This window comes from Isoptericola sp. NPDC060257, from assembly GCF_042726645.1.
Classification (GTDB): Bacteria; Actinomycetota; Actinomycetes; order Actinomycetales; family Cellulomonadaceae; genus Isoptericola; species Isoptericola nanjingensis.
The window spans coordinates 1-17388 of the sequence record NZ_JBHXAW010000070.1; the positions used below are offsets into that span (position 1 = coordinate 1).

Genomic DNA, 17388 nt, shown 5'->3' on the forward strand with positions numbered 1-17388 from the left:
GGCGCCCGGTTCATCATGTCGCCCGGCAACCACGCCTACCTCGACATGAAGTACACGCCCGAGCACGAGCTCGGCCTGCACTGGGCGGGCTTCGTCGAGCTGCGCGACTCCTACGAGTGGGAGCCCACCGCCGTCATCGACGGCCTGCCCGCCGACTCCGTGGAGGGCGTCGAGGCCGCCGTCTGGACCGAGACGATCACCACCCGCGACGAGCTGTTCTCCATGCTGCTGCCGCGACTCGGCGCGGTCGCCGAGGTGGCCTGGACCGCGCCCGAGCGCAAGGACTGGGAGGCCTTCCGCGCCCGCAGCGCCGCACAGGCCCCCGCCTGGCGCGCCGGCGGGTGGGCGTTCCACCAGACCCCGCAGGTCGACTGGCCCGCCGCCTGAGCGGGACACGGGACGGGGCGGCGGTCAGGCCCCGGGCCGCACGGACTGCCGGAGGAACTCGAGCACCGCCGCGACGCGGTGGTTGGCTCCCTCCGGCAGGTCCAGCCGCTTGTAGATGCTGGTGAGGTGGGCCTCGACCGCCTTGGGCGTGATGCCCAGCTCCGCGGCGACCGCGCCGTTGCCCCGCCCCTCCGCCACGAGCTGCAGCACCCGGAACTGCGCCGCCGACAGCAGCGCCAGAGGTGTGTCCGACCGGGGCACCGAGCGGCTCACCAGCGCAGGATCGATCACGACCCGCCCCTGGGCCACGGCGGACAGGGCCCGCACGAGCTCACCGGGCTGGGCCGACGACCGCTTCGACAGGTAGCTCCACGCCGTCGGGGCGCCGGCGCTGATGGAGCGCACCAGGGCAAGGAGGTTGTGGCTGGACACGAGCAGGATCCGCAGCCTCGGGTCCCGCTCCTGCAGCGCGCGTCCCAGCGCGATGCCGTTGCCGTCCTCGAGCTCGATGTCGAGCATGGCGACGTCGGCCGAACCCGGCGGGATCGCCGCCAGCGCGGTGGCCTGACCCGCGGCGTCGGCCACCACCTCGATCCCGGGCTGGGCGCGGAGCAGGGCCAGGACGAGGCCGCGCATCATGGCCTCGTCCTCGACGACGGCGACACGCAGCGGGCGACGGGCGGCGCTCATCGCCGGCCGTCCGGCTCGGACGAGGGGTCGCGCACCGGCACCCGGGCGGCGAGCCGGGCGCCCCCCAAGGGCGACGGGCCGAGCGTGAGGTCCCCGCCCCGCCCGCGCGCCCTCGCGCGGAGCCGGCCGAGCCCGGAGAGCGTCGGGTCGTCCGTCAGGCCCACGCCGTCGTCGTCCACGGTGAGCCCGGCCGTGCTGCGACCGGAGGCGTCCGTCTCTCCGCTGACCACCACGTCGATGACGCCGGCCTTGCCGTGCAGCACGGCGTTGTTCACCCCCTCCTCGACGATGGAGAACAGCATGACCCGGTCCGCCGCGGGCAGCTCGTACCCGGCCACCAGCGCGTCGGCGACGCCCTCGTAGCGCACGTCCATCCGGACCGACGGCGGCAGCCGGTCCGCGAGGAGGAGCAGCGCCGCGGACAGGGCGAAGTCGCCTGCCGGCGGGTAGAGGGCGTGCGCCGTGGCCCGTACCTCGGTCTCGCGGAAGTCGTCCAGCCGCTCGGAGACCTCCTCGAGGACGAGCGCTGCGCGCTCCTGCCCGTCGCGGCGCAGGTCGTCGCGGATCGCCTCGACGTCCCGGATCGCGAGGACGAGCCGCTGCTGCAGGCCCCCGTGCAGGTCGCGCGAGACGTCGCGCCGCACCCGCAGCTCCTCCTTCTCGGCCTCGATGCGGGCGAGCTCCGTCCGCTGCGTCTCGAGGAGGTGCCGACGCTCCTCCTCCCGGATGCGTTGCCGTGTCCCCACGTAGAAGAGGGCGACCGAGATGGCGAAGCACGCCTCGGCCGCCGCGAGGAGGGTCTCGGCGACCAGGAACTCCGCCGTGGCGCCGCGAGGGAGGCCGAGCGAGATGGCGGCGGTGCGGACGACCCCGATCCCGAGGCTCAGGCAGACGACCAACGTGATCCGCAGGGCGCGCGACCGGTGCAGGATCCGCAGCCGTGCGAGCAGCGCGGCCGAGAGCGCGCTCGCGACCGTCACCCCGGCGACGAGGAGGAGGGCGAGGCGGGCGACGAACGCGAGCCTGGCCCCGCCCAGGAGCAGGTCGCCGCCGTGGCTGACCGGAGCGATACCCTCGATCCCCCACAGGGCGAGCTCGACGGCGGGAACGGCCGCGATCAGGGCGACGGCCGACACCGCGACGATCATGAAGACGCGGCGCTCGGCTCGATCGACGTCTCGGACCACGCCTCATCGTCGACAGGGGGGTGCGTGCCGGCAACCCGAGGGGCGGCCGATCACGCGCGGACGGCCTGGATCACCAGGTTGTCCCGCGCGGGCCCGGCGCTGCCCGCGCGCTGCAGGCAGGTGAGCACCACGAGGCGGTCCTCGCCGCCGGGGCGGTGGCCCCAGACGTCGGGCGACGCGGCGGCGGCGGCCTTGCTCAGCACCTCGGTGCGCTCCACGACGTAGGCGACGCCGTCGACGCGGAGCTCGTCGCCACGGGCGACCGTCACGGCCGGGTCGCGTGCACCGGGCTCGAAGAACGCGTTGCCCGGCGCGCGTCCGTCGCGGACGGCGTGGACGGCCACGATCCGGGGCCGGGACCCCTCGGCCGTCGTCCGGTCGGGGTCGCGGACCTCGAACGCCTCGGTGAGCGAGGGCGGGTCGAGGGCCCCGCCCGCGGCGGCCATCGAGGTGAGGGGGACGTCGAGACCCTGGGCCGGAGCCTCGAACCGGCCGCCGGTCGGGCGCAGGTCCGCGTGCGCGACGTCGGGCTCGGCGTCGAGACGGACGCACCGGCCGTCCAGGTCGCGCAGGGCGGCGACGCACGTGTTCTCACCCTGCAGCCCGAGCCAGGTCACGGCCGCCGCGCCGCCGAGCGACAGCACGACGACCGCGCCCAGGAGCACCCGCACCCATCGCCTCACTCGGGCACCTCCTGGGGTGCTGCCCGGTGACGGCGCAGGGCCCGGGCGGCGCCGGCCGCGGTGAGCGCGAGCGCCGCGCCGACGAGGAGCCGCCAGGGCGGATCGGCGGGGAGGGCTGCTCCGCCCGTGCGGGCGACGAGCCCGCTGGTGCCGGCGTCGCCGGTCACCGCGCGGGCGGTGCCGGTGTCGTCATCGCCTGCGCCGCGATCCGTGGGACCGGCCGCGGTCCGGTCGTCGCCGGGGTCCGCGCCGGGGCCGGAGTCGCCCGGGGCCTCAGGGGCGGGGGTGTCGCCGAGAATGCGGAGCAGGAGGTCGAACGAGAAGACGCGCTCGCCCACGAAGGCGCGGTTGCCGCTCGTCGCCTCCACGGGGAAGTCGTAGTCGACGGGGATGTCGACGGTGGCCCCGCGGCCCAGGGCGACCTCGTGGATCACCGTCCGGCGACCCTCCAGCTGCGTGGCGGGGACACCGTTGACGGTCAGGTCGTCGTAGAACGGGTCGTCGACCCAGCTCGCGTCGTCGGGGTCGCGGAAGGCGACGGCGTCGACGACGCTCGCCGTGAGCGTGCCGGCGGTCGGACCGTCGTTGCGCACCCGCAGCACCGCCCGGCCGGCGTCGCCCGGGACGACGACCACCTCGCCCAGCAGAGAGCCGTCGACGAGGATCGCGTCTCCCGGCGTCACGTCTCCGGTCAGGCGGACGAGCGGCGTGCCGTCGGTGTCGTGCTCGGGGGTGACCGGGCTCGCCACGTCCGCGCTCGCGATCCCGGCGGTCGCGGCGGCCGCGACCACGGAGGCCGACGGTGCGACGGCCGCGGTGGCGGCGAGCACCACGGTGAGCGCGAGGGCCCTGGTGCGGTTCCTGGTCATCACGATGCTCCCTGGTCTCGGTCGGTGGTCGGCTCGGTGCGACGGCGGCTGCGGCGCGAGCGGTCGGGTGTCACGACCGCGACGACGCCGTAGAGGATGAGGCCGACGGCGGCGACCTTCACCGCGGTGGGCGCCCACGACGCGTTCGTCAGGTGGCCGACCGCCGGGATCGAGTACAGGACGCGGCCCTGCACCTGGTCGGCCACGATCGGGTCGTCGTCGGCGCCGTTGGCGTCGCCGCGGGTGGTGAAGCCGGCAGGCTCGCCGTCGCCGCCCCACACGAGCCCGACGACCCGGTGGGTCACCAGGGTGGGGTCGCCGGAGACGGGCTGGAAGGTCAGGACGTCGCCCACCTGGACGTCCGCCGGGTCGACCGGGCGCACCACCACGACGTCGCCGGGCGAGAGCGACGGCTCCATGGAGCCGGTCAGCACCGTGAGCGGGGTGGCGCCCATGGCCTTGGGGACGACCACGGCGGCTCCGGCCAGCGCGAGCAGGGCGACCATGACGGCGCCGAGCGCGACGGACGCGACCCTCCCGAGGATGCGGCGCGGGCGCCCGGTGGTGCGCGGCCGGCGGGCGGGGGACGACGTGACGTCGGTGGCCGGGGCCTGCCCGGTGCCGGCGGTCATGACGCTCTCCCCTCGAACCAGGCGCGGACGTCGTCCAGCGCGATCCCGTGGGCCTCGGCCCACTCCTCGACCTCGGCGGGGAGGTCGTCCGGGTCGACGGCGGCCTCGTCGAGGCCGGCTCCGTCGAGCAGGTCGAGCAGGTCGTCGGCCCACTCGGGCTCCGGGTCGGCGGGCTCCGGCTCGGCGGGCTCCGGCTCGGCGGGGGCGGTCTCCGCGGGCTCGGGCGTGGGCTCGGCGGGGGCGGTCTCCGTCGGCTCGGGCTCAGGGCTCGGTTCGGGCGCCGTCGTGGCGTCGTCCAGTGCGTCGGCCGCGTCGTGCTGGTCGTTGCCGGACGCCTCGTCCAAGGCGTCGGTCTCGGCCGCGTCGCCCGACCGGGTGTCGTCGGCCGTGGCGCGTGGGGCCGCGTCGACCTCGACCCCCAGCGAGCCGCTGACGACGTCCGGCGCGGGTGCTGCCGCGTCGTCGCTCCACAGGCGCTCGCGATCGTCCACGGACTCGCCCGTCCGGACCTGCCACAGGTCGGCGACGAGCTCGCCGTCCTCCAGCCGGAGGCCCTGGTAGGCGTTCCCCGCCCACGGGTCCATCGTCACGGTGAGCGTCACGGTGAGCGCGCCGACGGCGTCCCGCGGGAGCTCGACGGGGACGTCGACCTCCCCGTCGAACCGGAACGCGCCCTCGGCGTCCAGCGTCCCCGTCGCCACCGGGGCGCCGTCCTGCTCGACCACGGCCGAGATCTCGAGCACGTCGAGCAGCAGGCTGTCGCGCCAGGCGGGGACCGCGAGCCGGAGGACCGCGTCGAGGTTGTCCCCGCGGAGCGACGTGCCGAGGTCGTAGGTGGCGGTGAGCTCGCCGTTCGGCTCGATCACGCCCGGGTCTCCGGGGTCGCCCGCGGCGTCGAGCGTGACGTCGAGGTCCCCGGCCGCGAGGGTCGCGGCAAGGAGGGGAGCCTCGGCGCGCCAGGCCGCGGTCGTGGTGCCCGTCGCCCCCAGGAGGAGGACGACCGCGAGAGCTCCTGCGGAGAGGGTGGCTGCGCACTTCATGGAGAGCCTCCTTCAGAGGGTCTGCAGCGGTGCCGCCGACGCGCCCCCGGGCCGCGGTGGTCGCCGGGCCCGGGTGGCGTCAGGTGGCGAGAGCCGTCAGCGGACCTGCTCCAGCATCACGGTCATGTCCAGCAGGGCCGCCTCGGTGCCCGTCAGGTCCTGGCCGGAGATCTCGCGCGGCAGGTTCCCGAGGACGAACACCTGCAGCTCGTGTCCGCCCGCCCCCGGGAAGTGCAGGTCGGTGGCCTCGGACACGTCGTGGGCGCCGCTCATGACGTTCCCGTCCCGGTCGGTCACGAAGAACTTCAGACCCAGCCCCTGGGCGAGGTCACCCTCGAGGGAGGCGCCGTGGACGGAGAGGCGCGCGTCCATGTTGTCGCCCTCGGCGAAGGCCATCACCCGCGTCTGCCCGAGGACGAAGTCGCCGGGCACCGTCTGCCACTCGGGGAGGTTGATCCGGTGTCCGACGACCGGGCCTGTGCCGGAGCCGGTGCCGTCCGGGTCGAGGGTCCGGAACTCGGTCATGATGCCGTTGAGGACGCTCTGCTCCTCCCCGAGCCAGCCGGCGTCCCAGCGCAGTCCCGGGCCGACGTCGCCCGCGAGCTCTTGGGCGTCGCCGCGGTCGGGGGAGACGTCGAACCACTGCGTCTCCTCCGCCTGCACCTTCAGGTGGCCGGCGCGGATGACGCCGCCGGCGACCTGACCCTGGTCCTGCCAGAGGGCGAACGTGCCGCCCGCGCCGAGCAGCAGGGCGGCCCCTGCGACGCCGGCGACGATTCCCTTGGTCTTCGTGTTCATGATGAGCCTCACCCTTCGTGCGGTCGCGTTGCGTATCGCGCGAGGGTGCTCCCCGTGGAGATCTTCTCCGTCGTCCGGTGACTCGCCGTCGCAACGGTCCCCAGTCTTGGCGGCGCACGGGCGTGGTCTGACCACTGCTAGGGGAAACCCCAGTGCCGTGGTGGCGGAGGGCCGGGGCTCCTAGATCCAGGACTCCAGCCGCATGACGTTCTGCCAGTACGAGTACGGCACCTGCATCCCCGTCCACAGCGGGTAGAAGATCGCCGACACGGCGAGGACCACGACCAGGACGGCGACGATCGTCGCCACGGCGAACGAGCGCTCGCGGCGTCGGCCCTCCGTGCGCTCCAGCGCCACGACCATCGGATAGACGAGCGTCAGCACCACGAACGGCGTGAAGACGATCGAGTAGAAGGTGAAGATCGTCCGGTCGCTGAACGGCGGCGCGTAGGCGAACCAGGGCAGCCAGCCGGCGGCGGTGCCGCTCAGGACGGCGAGGGCGCGCCAGTCGCGCAGCCGGACCCCGAGCCAGATCGTCGCGACGATCGCGACCGCGCCCAGGAACCACAGCAGCGGGTTGCCGAGCGACGTGACGGCGCGGGCGCAGGCCTCCGCGGCGTCGGCGGGGCAGGTGCCCTGGCCGGGCGACTCCTTCTCCCAGAAGAACGACGTGGGCCGCCACTGCACGATCCAGCCCAGCGGGTGCGATGCGTACGGGTGGTCGGAGGAGAGCCCCGTGTGGAAGTCCCACATCTGCTGGTGGTAGTGGAGCAGGCTGCGCAGCGGGTCGGGCAGCCAGGTGACGCCCTCGCCGGGATGCTCGGCGGCCCACTGGCGCAGGTAGGCGCCCTGGCTCACGAACCACGACCACCAGGACGCGAGGTAGACGACGAACGCGGTGGGCACGATCGTGAGGAAGGCGGGGACGGCGTCGACGACGAGGGAGTCCTCCCACCAGCGGCCGACGCCGGCGGCGCGCCGGGCCGCGAGGTCCCACAGCACGGAGAGGATGCCGAAGACGGCGACGAACCACAGGCCCGACCACTTGGTGCCGCACGCCAGGCCGAGGCTGACGCCCGCGGCGAGGCGCCACCAGCGGAAGCCGAGGCGGGGGCCGTACCGGGCCACGGTGCCGCCGGCGTCGAGGATCTCCGCGACCCGGCCCGCGAGCCGGCGCCGGGCCTGCTCGCGGTCCATCACCAGGCAGCCGAACGCGACCAGCACCCAGAACATGAGGAACTGGTCGAGCAGGGCCGTGCGGGAGTGCACGATCGCCTCGCCGTCGACGGCGAGCAGCAGGCCCGCGACGATCCCCATCGTGGTCGACGCGAACAGTCGCCGCGCGATCCGCACCAGCAGGAACACGGCGACGATCCCGATGATCGCGCTGGACAGGCGCCACGCGAACGAGCTGGTGGCGCCACCGCCGGCCTCCATGCCGAGCCAGATCATCCACTTGCCGATCGGCGGGTGGACGACGTAGGCGGCCTTGTCGAGGTAGGTGAGGACGTCGCCGGCCTCGAACGCCGGGTTGGGATCGTCGGGCCACTGCGCCTCGAAGCCGAGGCGGCCGAGCGTGAACGCGTCCTTGACGTAGTAGGTCTCGTCGAACACCAGCTTGTGGGGCTGGCCCAGCTGCCACAGCCGGGCGACCGCCGCCAGCAGCGTGACGACGATCGTGCCGAACCAGCCCCAGAACCGGTCGCGGCGGCGCAGGTCGAGCCGGACGCGCCGGGCGCCGAGCAGCCGTTCGAGCAGCTTCGCCTGGGTCGTGCGGCCGTCGCCGTCGGCGGGCGTCGGGGACGGCGAGGCCGCCGGCGCGCCGGGGAACGCCGGCGGCGGGTCCGCGTGCGCCTCCGGCGAGCCGTCCGTCTCGTGCGTCCCGTCCGGGGTCGTGTCCGCGCGGTGGCGGGCGTGGCTCGGGGGCGTGCCCGCGGGCGCGGGATCGCCGGTGGTGGTGGCGTCGGCGTCGGGGGCGGTCACCGGGTCATCGTAGGGGCCGTGCGACGCTGGTCACCATGACCTCCGAGCCTTCCGCCGTACCCGCTGACGAACGCCGTCCCGCCCCGCGCGCCGAGGTCGGCGCGGTCGTGCTCGCGGCGACGCCCATCGGGAACGCGGAGGACGCGTCGCCGCGGCTGCGGCGGCTGCTCGCGGAGGCCGACGTCGTCGCGGCCGAGGACACGCGCCGCCTGCACGCCCTGGCCGCGCGCCTGGGCGTGACCGTGGCCGGGCGCGTGACGTCGTACCACGAGCACAACGAGGAGGCCCGCGCCGACGAGCTGCTCGACGTCGTCGCGGACGGCGGCACCGTGCTCGTGGTGTCCGACGCCGGCATGCCCGCGGTGTCCGACCCGGGCTACCGCGTGGTGGCCCGCGCCGTGGAGCGGGACCTGCGCGTGACGGCGGCCCCCGGTCCGTCGGCGGTGCTCACCGCGCTCGCCCTGTCCGGGCTGCCCACCGACCGGTTCACCTTCGAGGGGTTCGTGCCGCGCAAGGCGGGGGAGCGGTCGCGGTGGCTCGGCGCGCTCGCCGCGGAGCCGCGCACGATGGTCTTCTTCGAGGCGCCGCACCGGATCACCGACACGCTGCACGCCATGGCCGACGCGTTCGGCCCCGCCCGGCCCGCCGCCGTCTGCCGTGAGCTGACCAAGACGTACGAGGAGGTGCTCCGCGGCCCGCTCGCGGACGTCGTCGCCGAGGCCGACGCCCGCGCCGCGGGCGGCGAGGGGCTGCGCGGCGAGATCTGCGTCGTCGTCGGAGGCGCGCCCGCGGGTGCGGCTCCCAGCGTCGAGGACCTCGTGCCCGAGGTCCTGGCCCGCGTCCGCGCGGGGGAGCGGCTCAAGGCCGCCGTCGCCGACGTCGCCACCGCGGCCGGGGTGCCCAAGCGTGACCTCTACGCGGCCGCCCTCGCCGCGAAGTAGCTGCCGAGCATGCAGTTGCGCACGTCCTGAGCGCTCAGAACGTGCACGGGTGCATGTTCGGCCGTCAGGCGGCGGTCGAGGGGGTGAGCTCGACGCCGGCGGCGGCGAGCTCGGCGCAGGCCTGCGCGCCCTGCTCGGGGCTGACGGGGATGGTGAGGTCGGTGAGCACGCGCGTCGCCAGGCCCAGGCCGACGGCGTCGAGCGCGGTGCGCTTCACGCAGTGCGACTCGACGAGGCCGACGACGTCGACCGCCTCGACGCGGGCGTCGCGCAGCGCCTGCTCCAGCGTGCGGCCGTCGGAGTCCGTGCCCTCGAAGCCGGAGTAGCCGTGGGCGTACTGGCCCTTCTTCACGGACACGTCCTGGCGCAGGTCCACGAGGGCGGGGTGCAGCTCGGCGTTCGGCGTGCCGGCGACGCCGTGCGGCGGCCAGGAGTCGACGAAGTCGGGGTGGTCGCTGAAGTGGTCGCCCGGGTCGACGTGCCAGTCCTGCGTCGTCACGACGATCTCGTACCGGTCGCGGTGCGCGGCCGCGTAGGCGGCGACGTCCTGGGCGACCCGGTCGCCGCCCTCGACGGCGAGCTCGCCGCCCTCGCAGAACGTGGGCTGGACGTCGACGACGATCAGGGCACGGACGGGGGCGGGCCGGGCGTCACTCATGGTGCCAGCCTGCCACGACGCGCCGAGGTCAGGGGTTGCCACCGCCGTCCGTGAATCCGCCGCCGTCGAGGTAGCCCATCCCGAACGCGTCCGCGGAGCGCCGGTTGCGCATGTCCTCGCGGTCCGGCTCGAGCCGCGGGTCGGCGGCCCAGGAGGGTGGGCGCCGCTCGGAGGGATCGAGCGGTGGCAGCTTCTCGCGACGGTGGAACATGGTCCTGAGCCTTCCGCTGATCTTCATGACGACTCCTTCGCCGAACCGCAGCCCCGAAAACCGCTCGTCAAGCGTAGGTCGTGAGTCGGTCGGGTGTCGACGACCGTCACCCGGGGCATCGGGTGGAGGAAGGGCGTCAGCAGCAGCCCCCTCCGGCGGAGCCGGGGCGGTAGAGCGGCTGGACCGTCATGGTGCCGGCGGCCGGCCGTCCGCGCTCCTCGACCACCGAGAGTCGCGCGAGGTCCGGTCGCTGGGCGGGCGGGGCCTCGCCGTCATGTCGGAACAGGCGCCGCAGGCGTTCGGTGATCGACATCGCAGTCCCCCCTTGACCGGTTCTTGGGGGAGAGCATGCCAGCCCGGCGGCGGGGTGTCGACGGCGGCGGCCGAGCGCAGCAGGATGGGGTCATGAGGCGCCATCCCTCCCGCCGACCGGTGGTCGTCGTCCTGCTCGTGGGCCTCGTGCTCCTGCCGGGGGCCTGCGGTGGCCCCGGCGACGACGACGGTCCCGACCCGTCGACGCGGTCGTCGTCCGTGGAGCCGGAGCCGCCGCGCGGCACCGGCCCTGAGGCGTCCGCCTCGCCGGCAGCCACCCCCGAGGTCTCGGTCGAGACGGTCGTCGACGGCCTCGACGTGCCGTGGGGCCTCGCCCCGCTGCCGGACGGCACGCTGCTGATCAGCCTGCGCGACGAGGCGCGGCTGGTGGTCGTGGACCCCGACGCGGGCACGACGACGGACGTCACCGGCCCCGGCGCCGACGCGCTCGCCGCGCAGACCACGCCCGACGGCGAGGGCGGGCTGCTCGGCGTCGCGCGCGACCCGGGCTCGGGCGACGTGTTCGTCTACCGCACCGGCGCCGACGACAACGCGGTGCTGCGCGGCGCGCTGGACGGGACGGTGCTCGGCGGGCTCACGACCGTCCTCGACGGCATCCCGCGCGCCGGCCACCACGACGGCGGCGGCCTGGCCTTCGGTCCCGACGGGTTCCTCTACGTCGGCACCGGCGACGCGGGCGACGGGGAGGCCTCGCAGGACCGGGCGTCGCTCGCCGGCAAGATCCTGCGCGTCACGACCGACGGTGACCCGGCGCCCGGCAACCCCGACCCCGGCTCGCCGGTCTGGACCTTCGGCCACCGCAACGTGCAGGGCCTCGGCTGGGACGCGTCGGGCCGGATGTTCGCGAGCGAGTTCGGCCAGAACACCTGGGACGAGCTCAACGAGATCGAGCCGGGCGGCGACTACGGCTGGCCCGACGTCGAGGGGCCCGGCCTCGAGGGGCAGCCGCAGGCGGGCGACGGCACCGTCGCTCCGGTCGCGTGGTGGCCCACGTCCGACGCGTCCCCGTCCGGCCTGGCGGTGACCGACGACGCCGTCTATCTCGCCGGCCTGCGGGGGGAGCGGCTGTGGCGGGTGCCCTTCGGCGGCACCGCGTCCGCCGCGGACGAGGGCGGCGACGAGGCCGGGCCGAGCCCGAGCAAGGACGCCGTGGACCCGGACGGGAGCGTCCGGCCGCTCGGCGAGCCGCAGGCGCTGCTCGCGGGCGAGCTGGGCCGGCTGCGCAACGTCGCCCCCGTCGAGCCGGGCGGCGGCGACGCGGACGGCCTGTGGGTGCTGACCAACAACACCGACGGCCGCGGCTCGCCGCGCGACGGCGACGACCGCCTGGTCCGGGTCACGTTCGGCTGACGCGGCGGGCCCGACCGGGCCGCGGACCGCTCGGACGCGTCGTCGTCCGGGCCCTTAGAATCGCCCGCATGACCCACATCCTCTCGGCCGTGGCGTGGCCCTACGCCAACGGCCCGCGGCACATCGGCCACGTCGCCGGCTTCGGCGTTCCCTCCGACGTCTTCAGCCGGCACATGCGGATGGCGGGTCACGACGTGCTGATGGTCTCCGGCACGGACGAGCACGGGACGCCGATCCTCGTGCAGGCGGAGCAGGAGGGCGTGACGCCGCAGCAGCTCGCGGACCGCTACAACCGGGTCATCGTCGAGGACCTCACGTCGCTCGGGCTGTCCTACGACCTGTTCACCCGCACGACGACGCGCAACCACTACGCCGTCGTGCAGGAGATGTTCCGCACGGTGTACAAGAACGGCTACATGGTCGAGAAGACCACGATGGGCGCGATCTCCCCGTCCACCGGCCGCACGCTGCCCGACCGGTTCATCGAGGGCACGTGCCCGATCTGCGGGTACGACGGCGCGCGCGGCGACCAGTGCGACAACTGCGGCAACCAGCTCGACCCGATCGACCTGATCAACCCGCGCAGCCGCATCAACGGCGAGACGCCCCAGTTCGTCGAGTCGAACCACTTCTTCCTCGACCTGCCGGCGCTCGCCGACGCGCTGGGCGACTGGCTGCGCACCCGCACCGGGTGGCGGCCCAACGTGCTGAACTTCAGCCTCAACCTGCTCGACGACATCCGGCCTCGCGCCATGACGCGCGACATCGACTGGGGCATCCCGGTGCCGCTCGAGGGCTGGGAGGAGAACCCGACCAAGCGGCTGTACGTGTGGTTCGACGCCGTCATCGGGTACCTCTCGGCGTCGATCGAGTGGGCGCGGCGCACGGGCGACCCGGAGGCGTGGCGCGCGTTCTGGAACGAGGAGACGGCCCGCTCCTTCTACTTCATGGGCAAGGACAACATCACGTTCCACTCCCAGATCTGGCCGGCCGAGCTGCTGGCCTACGACGGGAAGGGCTCGCGCGGCGGCGCGCCGGGCCCGTACGGGACGCTGCAGCTGCCCACCGAGGTGGTCAGCTCCGAGTTCCTCAACGTCGAGGGGCAGAAGTTCTCGAGCTCGCGCGGCGTGGTCATCTACGTGCGCGACATGCTGGCGCGCTACCAGCCGGACGCGTTCCGCTACTACGTGGCGGCGGCCGGCCCGGAGAGCCAGGACGTCGACTTCACGTGGGACAGCTTCCTGCGCCGCACCAACGACGAGCTGGTGGCGGGCTGGGGCAACCTCGTGAACCGCACCGCGAGCATGGTGCACAAGAACTTCGGGCAGGTCCCGACGCCGGGCGAGCTGGCCGACGTCGACCGCGGCGTCCTCAAGGCGACGTCCGAGGCGTTCGGCACCGTCGGTGGGCTCATCGGGTCCAACCGGCAGCGCGCGGCGATCGCGGAGGCGATGCGCGTCGTCGGCGACGTCAACCGGTACGTCTCCGAGACGGAGCCCTGGAAGCTCAAGACGGACCCGGACCGGCTCGCGACCGTGCTGCACACGGTCACGCAGGCCGTGAGCGACTGCAACACGCTGCTCAGCCCGTTCCTGCCGCACTCGGCGCAGCAGGTGCACGAGACCATGGGCGGCACCGGCACCTTCGCGCCCCAGCCGCGCATCGACGAGGTCACCGACCTCGACGACGACTCCCGGCAGTACCCGGTCATCACGGGCGACTACGACTTCCCCTCCTGGGAGTCGCGACCCGTGACCCCGGGCACCGAGATCGCGAAGCCCACGCCCGTGTTCACCAAGCTCGACGACTCGATCGTCGAGGAGGAGCTCGAGCGGCTGCGCGAGAAGGCCTGAGGGTGGCGCGCAAGCGCGAGCGCGGGTTCCCGGCGGAACCCGCGCCCCTGCCCGTCCCGGTCGCCGACAACCACACGCACCTCGACGCGATCGCGGGCGTGCTGCCGGACGACGTCCCCGCACCCCGCGTCGGCGAGCACCTCGCCCGCGCCGCGGCGGCGGGCGTGGACCGCGTCGTGCAGGTGGGCTGCGACCTGCCCGGCATCGACTGGACGGTCGACCTGCTGGCCGCGGGGCACCCGGGCGTGCTCGCCGCCGTCGCGATCCACCCGAACGAGGCCGTGCTGCACGCGGGCGTCCGCGAGGTGGGCCCGGACGGGCTGGAGCCGGACCCGGCGCCGCACCACGCCGTCGCGCTCGACGACGCGCTGGCCCGCGTCGCGGAGGTCGCGCGGGCGCACGACCGCGTGCGCGCGATCGGCGAGACGGGCATGGACCTGTTCCGTACCGGCCCGCGGGGCGAGGCGGTGCAGCGCGAGGCGTTCCGCGCGCACGTCGCGCTGGCCAAGGAGCTCGGCCTGGCGCTGCAGATCCACGACCGGGACGCGCACGCGCAGGTGATCGACGTCCTGCTGGCCGACGGCGCCCCCGAGCGCACCGTCTTCCACTGCTACTCGGGCGACGAGGAGATGGCCGCCCTGGCGGCCGAGCACGGCTGGTTCCTCTCGTTCGCGGGCCCCGTGACCTACCCGAAGAACGACCGCCTGCGCGGCGCGCTGCGGGCCGTTCCCCTCGAGCTGGTGCTGGTCGAGACCGACTCGCCCTACCTGCCGCCGCACCCGTACCGCGGCCAGCCGAACGCCCCGTACGTCGCGGCGCACACCGTGCGCGCGATGGCGGACGTCCTCGAGCGCCCGCTGGACGAGGTGTGCCGCGAGCTCTCGGCGACGTCCGAGCGCGTGTACGGCACGCGGTGAGGGATCGGTGAGCGGTCGGGGTCTTCCCCCCTGGTCACGGTTCCGTTACGGTCTGGTGCTCGTGCGGAGGTCGAGGGCGGAGCGGGCGTCGGACAGGGCGACGGCTCCGGCGTCGACCCCTCGCCGCGGCGCCCTCACCGGGCCCGCGCGCCACGTCGTGCACGGCACCGTGGTCCTCGCGCTGGTGGGCGGCACGGCCGCCGTCACGCAGGTGCACAAGACGATGACGATCGACTACGACGGCCACGTCGCGACCGTCGACTCGTACGGCGCGTCGGTCGCCGACGTGCTGCGCTACCACCACATCCCGCTCGGCCCGGACGACCTCGTGCAACCGGCGGCGTCGTCCGCGGCCGCGGACGGCGGCCAGGTCGTGGTCCGCTCGAGCCGCGAGGTGACGGTCGAGATCGACGGCGAGGTCACGACCTTCCCGACGACGGCGCACACGGTGGGCGAGCTGCTCGCGGCGCTCGGGCCCCGGGGGGCGGACGCCGTGACGTCGGCGTCGCGCACCGCGGCGCTGGACCGGACCCCCGTGCGGGTGTCGACCACGAAGACCGTGCAGGTGGCCGTGGACGGCCTGGTGCTGCCCATCCGCACCGCGCAGTCCACGGTGCGCGACGTCCTGGCGACCGCCGGTATCACCCTCGGCGAGCACGACCGTACGTCGGTGCCGCTCGGCGGGGCCGCGGTCGACGGCATGCTCGTCATGGTGAGCCGCGGGGACACCGACGCCGACCGGAAGACCGAGGTCATCCCGTTCGAGACGACGAAGGTCGAGTCGGACGAGCTGCCGAAGGGGTACGAGGTGGTGCGCACGGCCGGCGTGCCGGGGGAGCGCGTCACGACCTACGAGGTGCGCACCCTGGACGGCGCCGAGGTGCAGCGCACCGTGGTCGACCGCGAGGTGACGCGCGAGCCGGTGGACGAGGTCGTCGTGGTGGGCACGCTCGAGGTCTCGACGGCGAACCCGGACCCGGGCTCCGCGAAGGCGATCGGCAAGGCGATGGCCGCCGAGCGCGGCTGGGGCGACGACCAGTACGCCTGCCTCGAGAAGCTGTGGGACAAGGAGTCCGGCTGGCGCTGGAACGCCGAGAACCCGTCCAGCGGGGCCTACGGCATCCCGCAGGCGCTGCCCGGCACGAAGATGGCGACCGCCGGCTCGGACTGGCGCACCAACCCGTCGACGCAGATCGAGTGGGGCCTGGGCTACATCTCCGGCCGGTACGGCACACCGTGCGGGGCGTGGAGCCACTCCATGTCGGTCGGCTGGTACTGATCCCCGCCCGCCGACGCGGATATTGAGGACGCGCGGCGACCTCTGTGAGACGGCTCACGCCGTTCGTCCGGACTTTCCGGGCACGACGGGACGGAACCGGGCATCTCTACCATAGCCAGGCTTGGCCGATGATCACGATCCGGTTACGGTCTTCGGAGCCACCGGATCGACCACGCCCCGACAGCCAGCCGGGACCCCGCCGTCGTGACCGGACCGCACGACGACTGGACCTGTGTGAACCCCTCGAACGAGACTCCCCATTCCTCGGCCGAGTCGATGCCCGAGGCTGGGCCCGACGCAGCAGCCGCCTCCACGACGACCGCCACGCGCCGTCGCCGCCGGCTCCCGCTCATCGCGGGTCTCGCCGCCGGCGCGCTCGTCGTCGCGGGAGGTGCGGCCACCGCCTACGAGAGCGCGCGCAAGAGCGTGACGCTCGACATCGACGGCGAGACGCGCACCGTCGAGACCTTCTCCGGCTCCGTCGCCGGCCTGCTGGACGCCCAGGGCGTCGAGGTGGGCGAGCGCGACGCCGTCACCCCCGACACGGGCGCCGCCCTGCGCGACGGCTCGCAGGTCGTGGTCCGCTCCGGGCACGAGCTCACCGTGGACGTCGACGGCGAGCAGGACGACGTGTGGGTCACCGCGCTCGACGCCGAGGAGGCGCTGCGCGGCCTCGACGCCCGCGGCTCCGACGTCTCCCTCGTCGCCTCCCGCTCCGGCGACCGCGCCTCGCTGCCGCTGCAGCTCGACGCCGACCAGCCGGTCGCCGTCGTCGCGGACGGCACCACCACGGTGGTCGACGACGGCTCCGTCGGCCTGGAGGCGATCCTCCAGGGCCTCGGCCTCACGGTCGACGACGACGACCATGTCTTCGTGGAGCGTCAGACCGCCAAGGCGGACGGCGACCCGGCGGTGCGCATCGTCATCGAGCGCGTCGAGACGAAGAAGGTCACCAAGAAGGTCGCGGTGGACCACAAGTCGCGCACCGAGAAGGACGCCGACCGCTACGCCGACCAGGGCAGCAAGGTCGCCCAGGAGGGCAAGGACGGCGAGCGCACGCTCACGTACCGCGTGACCACGGTCGACGGCGACGTCGTCGCCAAGAAGAAGCTCTCGGACAAGGTGACGACCAAGCCGGTCACGGAGGTCGTCGTCGAGGGCACCAAGGAGCGCCCCGAGCCGGAGCCCGAGCCCGCGCCCGAGAAGACGTCCTCGTCCTCGTCGTCGTCCGAGTCCTCCGACTCGTCGAGCGGCTCGACGTCCAAGGCCACCGGCTCCGCGCCCGCGGGCGTGTGGGCCGACCTCGCCCAGTGCGAGTCGGGCGGCGACCCGGCGACGAACACCGGGAACGGCTACTACGGCCTGTACCAGTTCTCCGCGGAGACCTGGCACGCCATGGGCGGCTCCGGCCTCCCGTCGGAGAACTCGGCCGCCGAGCAGACGCGCCTCGCGCAGAAGCTGCAGGCGCAGTCCGGCTGGGGCCAGTGGCCCGCGTGCGCGGCCAAGCTCGGCCTGCTCTGACCTGACGCCGTCGGGCCTCGTGCCCGCCGACGTCGACCGACCGCCCGGGACGGCAC

At 74.5% G+C, this 17388-nt stretch carries 18 protein-coding genes; 7 read left to right on the forward strand and 11 right to left on the reverse strand.

From position 1 onward, the window contains the following. The coding region (locus tag ACFWEK_RS08145; protein WP_430553721.1) for a family 20 glycosylhydrolase at window positions 1-387 on the forward strand (387 nt) is incomplete at its 5' end. A 24-nt stretch (window positions 388-411) separates the two neighbouring features. On the opposite strand, the gene ACFWEK_RS08150 is transcribed toward ACFWEK_RS08145, so the two are convergent. The 8 genes from ACFWEK_RS08150 to ACFWEK_RS08185 form a co-directional block, all read right to left on the reverse strand. After that, the gene (locus ACFWEK_RS08150; RefSeq protein ID WP_430553722.1) at window positions 412-1077 is read right to left on the reverse strand and encodes a response regulator; all 666 of its coding nucleotides are present in this window, start codon (window positions 1075-1077) and stop codon (window positions 412-414) included. After that, window positions 1074-2264, reverse strand: a complete 1191-nt coding sequence (locus tag ACFWEK_RS08155; protein ID WP_430553723.1) for a hypothetical protein — start codon at window positions 2262-2264, stop codon at window positions 1074-1076. The genes ACFWEK_RS08150 and ACFWEK_RS08155 overlap by 4 nt, the downstream gene beginning before the upstream one ends. Before the next feature lie 50 nt (window positions 2265-2314). Continuing rightward, window positions 2315-2947, reverse strand: a complete 633-nt coding sequence (locus ACFWEK_RS08160) for a hypothetical protein (RefSeq protein ID WP_430553724.1) — start codon at window positions 2945-2947, stop codon at window positions 2315-2317. After that, window positions 2944-3816: a hypothetical protein gene (locus ACFWEK_RS08165; protein WP_430553725.1), complete on the reverse strand. Its 873-nt coding sequence runs from the start codon at window positions 3814-3816 to the stop codon at window positions 2944-2946. Before ACFWEK_RS08165 ends, ACFWEK_RS08160 begins: the two co-directional genes overlap by 4 nt. Further along, window positions 3816-4448, reverse strand: coding sequence for a signal peptidase I (locus ACFWEK_RS08170; RefSeq protein WP_430553726.1), 633 nt, complete (start codon window positions 4446-4448; stop codon window positions 3816-3818). Before ACFWEK_RS08170 ends, ACFWEK_RS08165 begins: the two co-directional genes overlap by 1 nt. Then, window positions 4445-5488, reverse strand: a complete 1044-nt coding sequence (locus ACFWEK_RS08175) for a hypothetical protein (RefSeq protein WP_430553727.1) — start codon at window positions 5486-5488, stop codon at window positions 4445-4447. Before ACFWEK_RS08175 ends, ACFWEK_RS08170 begins: the two co-directional genes overlap by 4 nt. A gap of 96 nt (window positions 5489-5584) precedes the next feature. Beyond that, entirely contained in the window at window positions 5585-6286 is a 702-nt protein-coding gene (locus ACFWEK_RS08180) for a SipW-dependent-type signal peptide-containing protein (RefSeq protein ID WP_430553728.1), read from the reverse strand. A gap of 180 nt (window positions 6287-6466) precedes the next feature. After that, on the reverse strand, window positions 6467-8269 hold the full coding sequence (locus ACFWEK_RS08185; protein ID WP_430553729.1) for a dolichyl-phosphate-mannose--protein mannosyltransferase: 1803 nt from the start codon (window positions 8267-8269) through the stop codon (window positions 6467-6469). 35 nt (window positions 8270-8304) lie between these two features. On the opposite strand from ACFWEK_RS08185, the gene rsmI reads away from it, so the two are divergent. After that, window positions 8305-9210, forward strand: coding sequence for a 16S rRNA (cytidine(1402)-2'-O)-methyltransferase (gene rsmI, locus ACFWEK_RS08190; protein ID WP_430553730.1), 906 nt, complete (start codon window positions 8305-8307; stop codon window positions 9208-9210). 64 nt (window positions 9211-9274) lie between these two features. On the opposite strand, the gene ACFWEK_RS08195 is transcribed toward rsmI, so the two are convergent. The 3 genes from ACFWEK_RS08195 to ACFWEK_RS08205 form a co-directional block, all read right to left on the reverse strand. After that, the gene (locus ACFWEK_RS08195) at window positions 9275-9868 is read right to left on the reverse strand and encodes an isochorismatase family protein (protein WP_430553731.1); all 594 of its coding nucleotides are present in this window, start codon (window positions 9866-9868) and stop codon (window positions 9275-9277) included. 28 nt (window positions 9869-9896) lie between these two features. Further along, the gene (locus ACFWEK_RS08200; RefSeq protein ID WP_430547232.1) at window positions 9897-10106 is read right to left on the reverse strand and encodes a hypothetical protein; all 210 of its coding nucleotides are present in this window, start codon (window positions 10104-10106) and stop codon (window positions 9897-9899) included. 109 nt (window positions 10107-10215) lie between these two features. After that, complete coding sequence (locus tag ACFWEK_RS08205) at window positions 10216-10392, reverse strand: hypothetical protein (RefSeq protein WP_430553732.1); 177 nt, start codon at window positions 10390-10392, stop codon at window positions 10216-10218. Between the two features lie 92 nt (window positions 10393-10484). Between ACFWEK_RS08205 and ACFWEK_RS08210 the strand changes: the two genes are divergently transcribed. The 5 genes from ACFWEK_RS08210 to ACFWEK_RS08230 all read left to right on the forward strand — a co-directional run bounded on the left by ACFWEK_RS08210 (window position 10485) and on the right by ACFWEK_RS08230 (window position 17332). Further along, window positions 10485-11762, forward strand: coding sequence for a PQQ-dependent sugar dehydrogenase (locus ACFWEK_RS08210; RefSeq protein WP_430553733.1), 1278 nt, complete (start codon window positions 10485-10487; stop codon window positions 11760-11762). A 68-nt stretch (window positions 11763-11830) separates the two neighbouring features. Beyond that, a complete protein-coding gene (gene metG / locus ACFWEK_RS08215; RefSeq protein WP_430553734.1) occupies window positions 11831-13615 on the forward strand; it encodes a methionine--tRNA ligase in 1785 nt (594 codons plus the stop codon). Between the two features lie 2 nt (window positions 13616-13617). Further along, window positions 13618-14532, forward strand: coding sequence for a TatD family hydrolase (locus tag ACFWEK_RS08220; RefSeq protein ID WP_430553735.1), 915 nt, complete (start codon window positions 13618-13620; stop codon window positions 14530-14532). A 61-nt stretch (window positions 14533-14593) separates the two neighbouring features. Beyond that, window positions 14594-15811 carry a ubiquitin-like domain-containing protein gene (locus ACFWEK_RS08225; RefSeq protein WP_430547237.1) on the forward strand — a complete coding sequence of 406 codons (1218 nt, stop codon included), beginning with the start codon at window positions 14594-14596 and terminating at the stop codon, window positions 15809-15811. Window positions 15812-16087: 276 nt separating this feature from the next. Further along, window positions 16088-17332 carry a transglycosylase family protein gene (locus ACFWEK_RS08230; RefSeq protein ID WP_430547238.1) on the forward strand — a complete coding sequence of 415 codons (1245 nt, stop codon included), beginning with the start codon at window positions 16088-16090 and terminating at the stop codon, window positions 17330-17332. Window positions 17333-17388 lie beyond the last annotated feature (56 nt).

Excerpts from the sequence above, each read along its gene's own strand:
- ACFWEK_RS08150 (WP_430553722.1), bottom strand. The coding sequence starts at position 1,077 with ATGAGCGCCGCCCGTCGCCCGCTGCGTGTCGCCGTCGTCGAGGACGAG.
- ACFWEK_RS08165 (WP_430553725.1), bottom strand. The coding sequence starts at position 3,816 with ATGACCAGGAACCGCACCAGGGCCCTCGCGCTCACCGTGGTGCTCGCC.
- ACFWEK_RS08170 (WP_430553726.1), bottom strand. The coding sequence starts at position 4,448 with ATGACCGCCGGCACCGGGCAGGCCCCGGCCACCGACGTCACGTCGTCC.
- ACFWEK_RS08175 (WP_430553727.1), bottom strand. The coding sequence starts at position 5,488 with ATGAAGTGCGCAGCCACCCTCTCCGCAGGAGCTCTCGCGGTCGTCCTC.
- ACFWEK_RS08180 (WP_430553728.1), bottom strand. The coding sequence starts at position 6,286 with ATGAACACGAAGACCAAGGGAATCGTCGCCGGCGTCGCAGGGGCCGCC.
- rsmI (WP_430553730.1), top strand. The coding sequence starts at position 8,305 with ATGACCTCCGAGCCTTCCGCCGTACCCGCTGACGAACGCCGTCCCGCC.
- ACFWEK_RS08195 (WP_430553731.1), bottom strand. The coding sequence starts at position 9,868 with ATGAGTGACGCCCGGCCCGCCCCCGTCCGTGCCCTGATCGTCGTCGAC.
- ACFWEK_RS08200 (WP_430547232.1), bottom strand. The coding sequence starts at position 10,106 with ATGAAGATCAGCGGAAGGCTCAGGACCATGTTCCACCGTCGCGAGAAG.
- ACFWEK_RS08205 (WP_430553732.1), bottom strand. The coding sequence starts at position 10,392 with ATGTCGATCACCGAACGCCTGCGGCGCCTGTTCCGACATGACGGCGAG.
- ACFWEK_RS08210 (WP_430553733.1), top strand. The coding sequence starts at position 10,485 with ATGAGGCGCCATCCCTCCCGCCGACCGGTGGTCGTCGTCCTGCTCGTG.
- metG (WP_430553734.1), top strand. The coding sequence starts at position 11,831 with ATGACCCACATCCTCTCGGCCGTGGCGTGGCCCTACGCCAACGGCCCG.
- ACFWEK_RS08230 (WP_430547238.1), top strand. The coding sequence starts at position 16,088 with ATGCCCGAGGCTGGGCCCGACGCAGCAGCCGCCTCCACGACGACCGCC.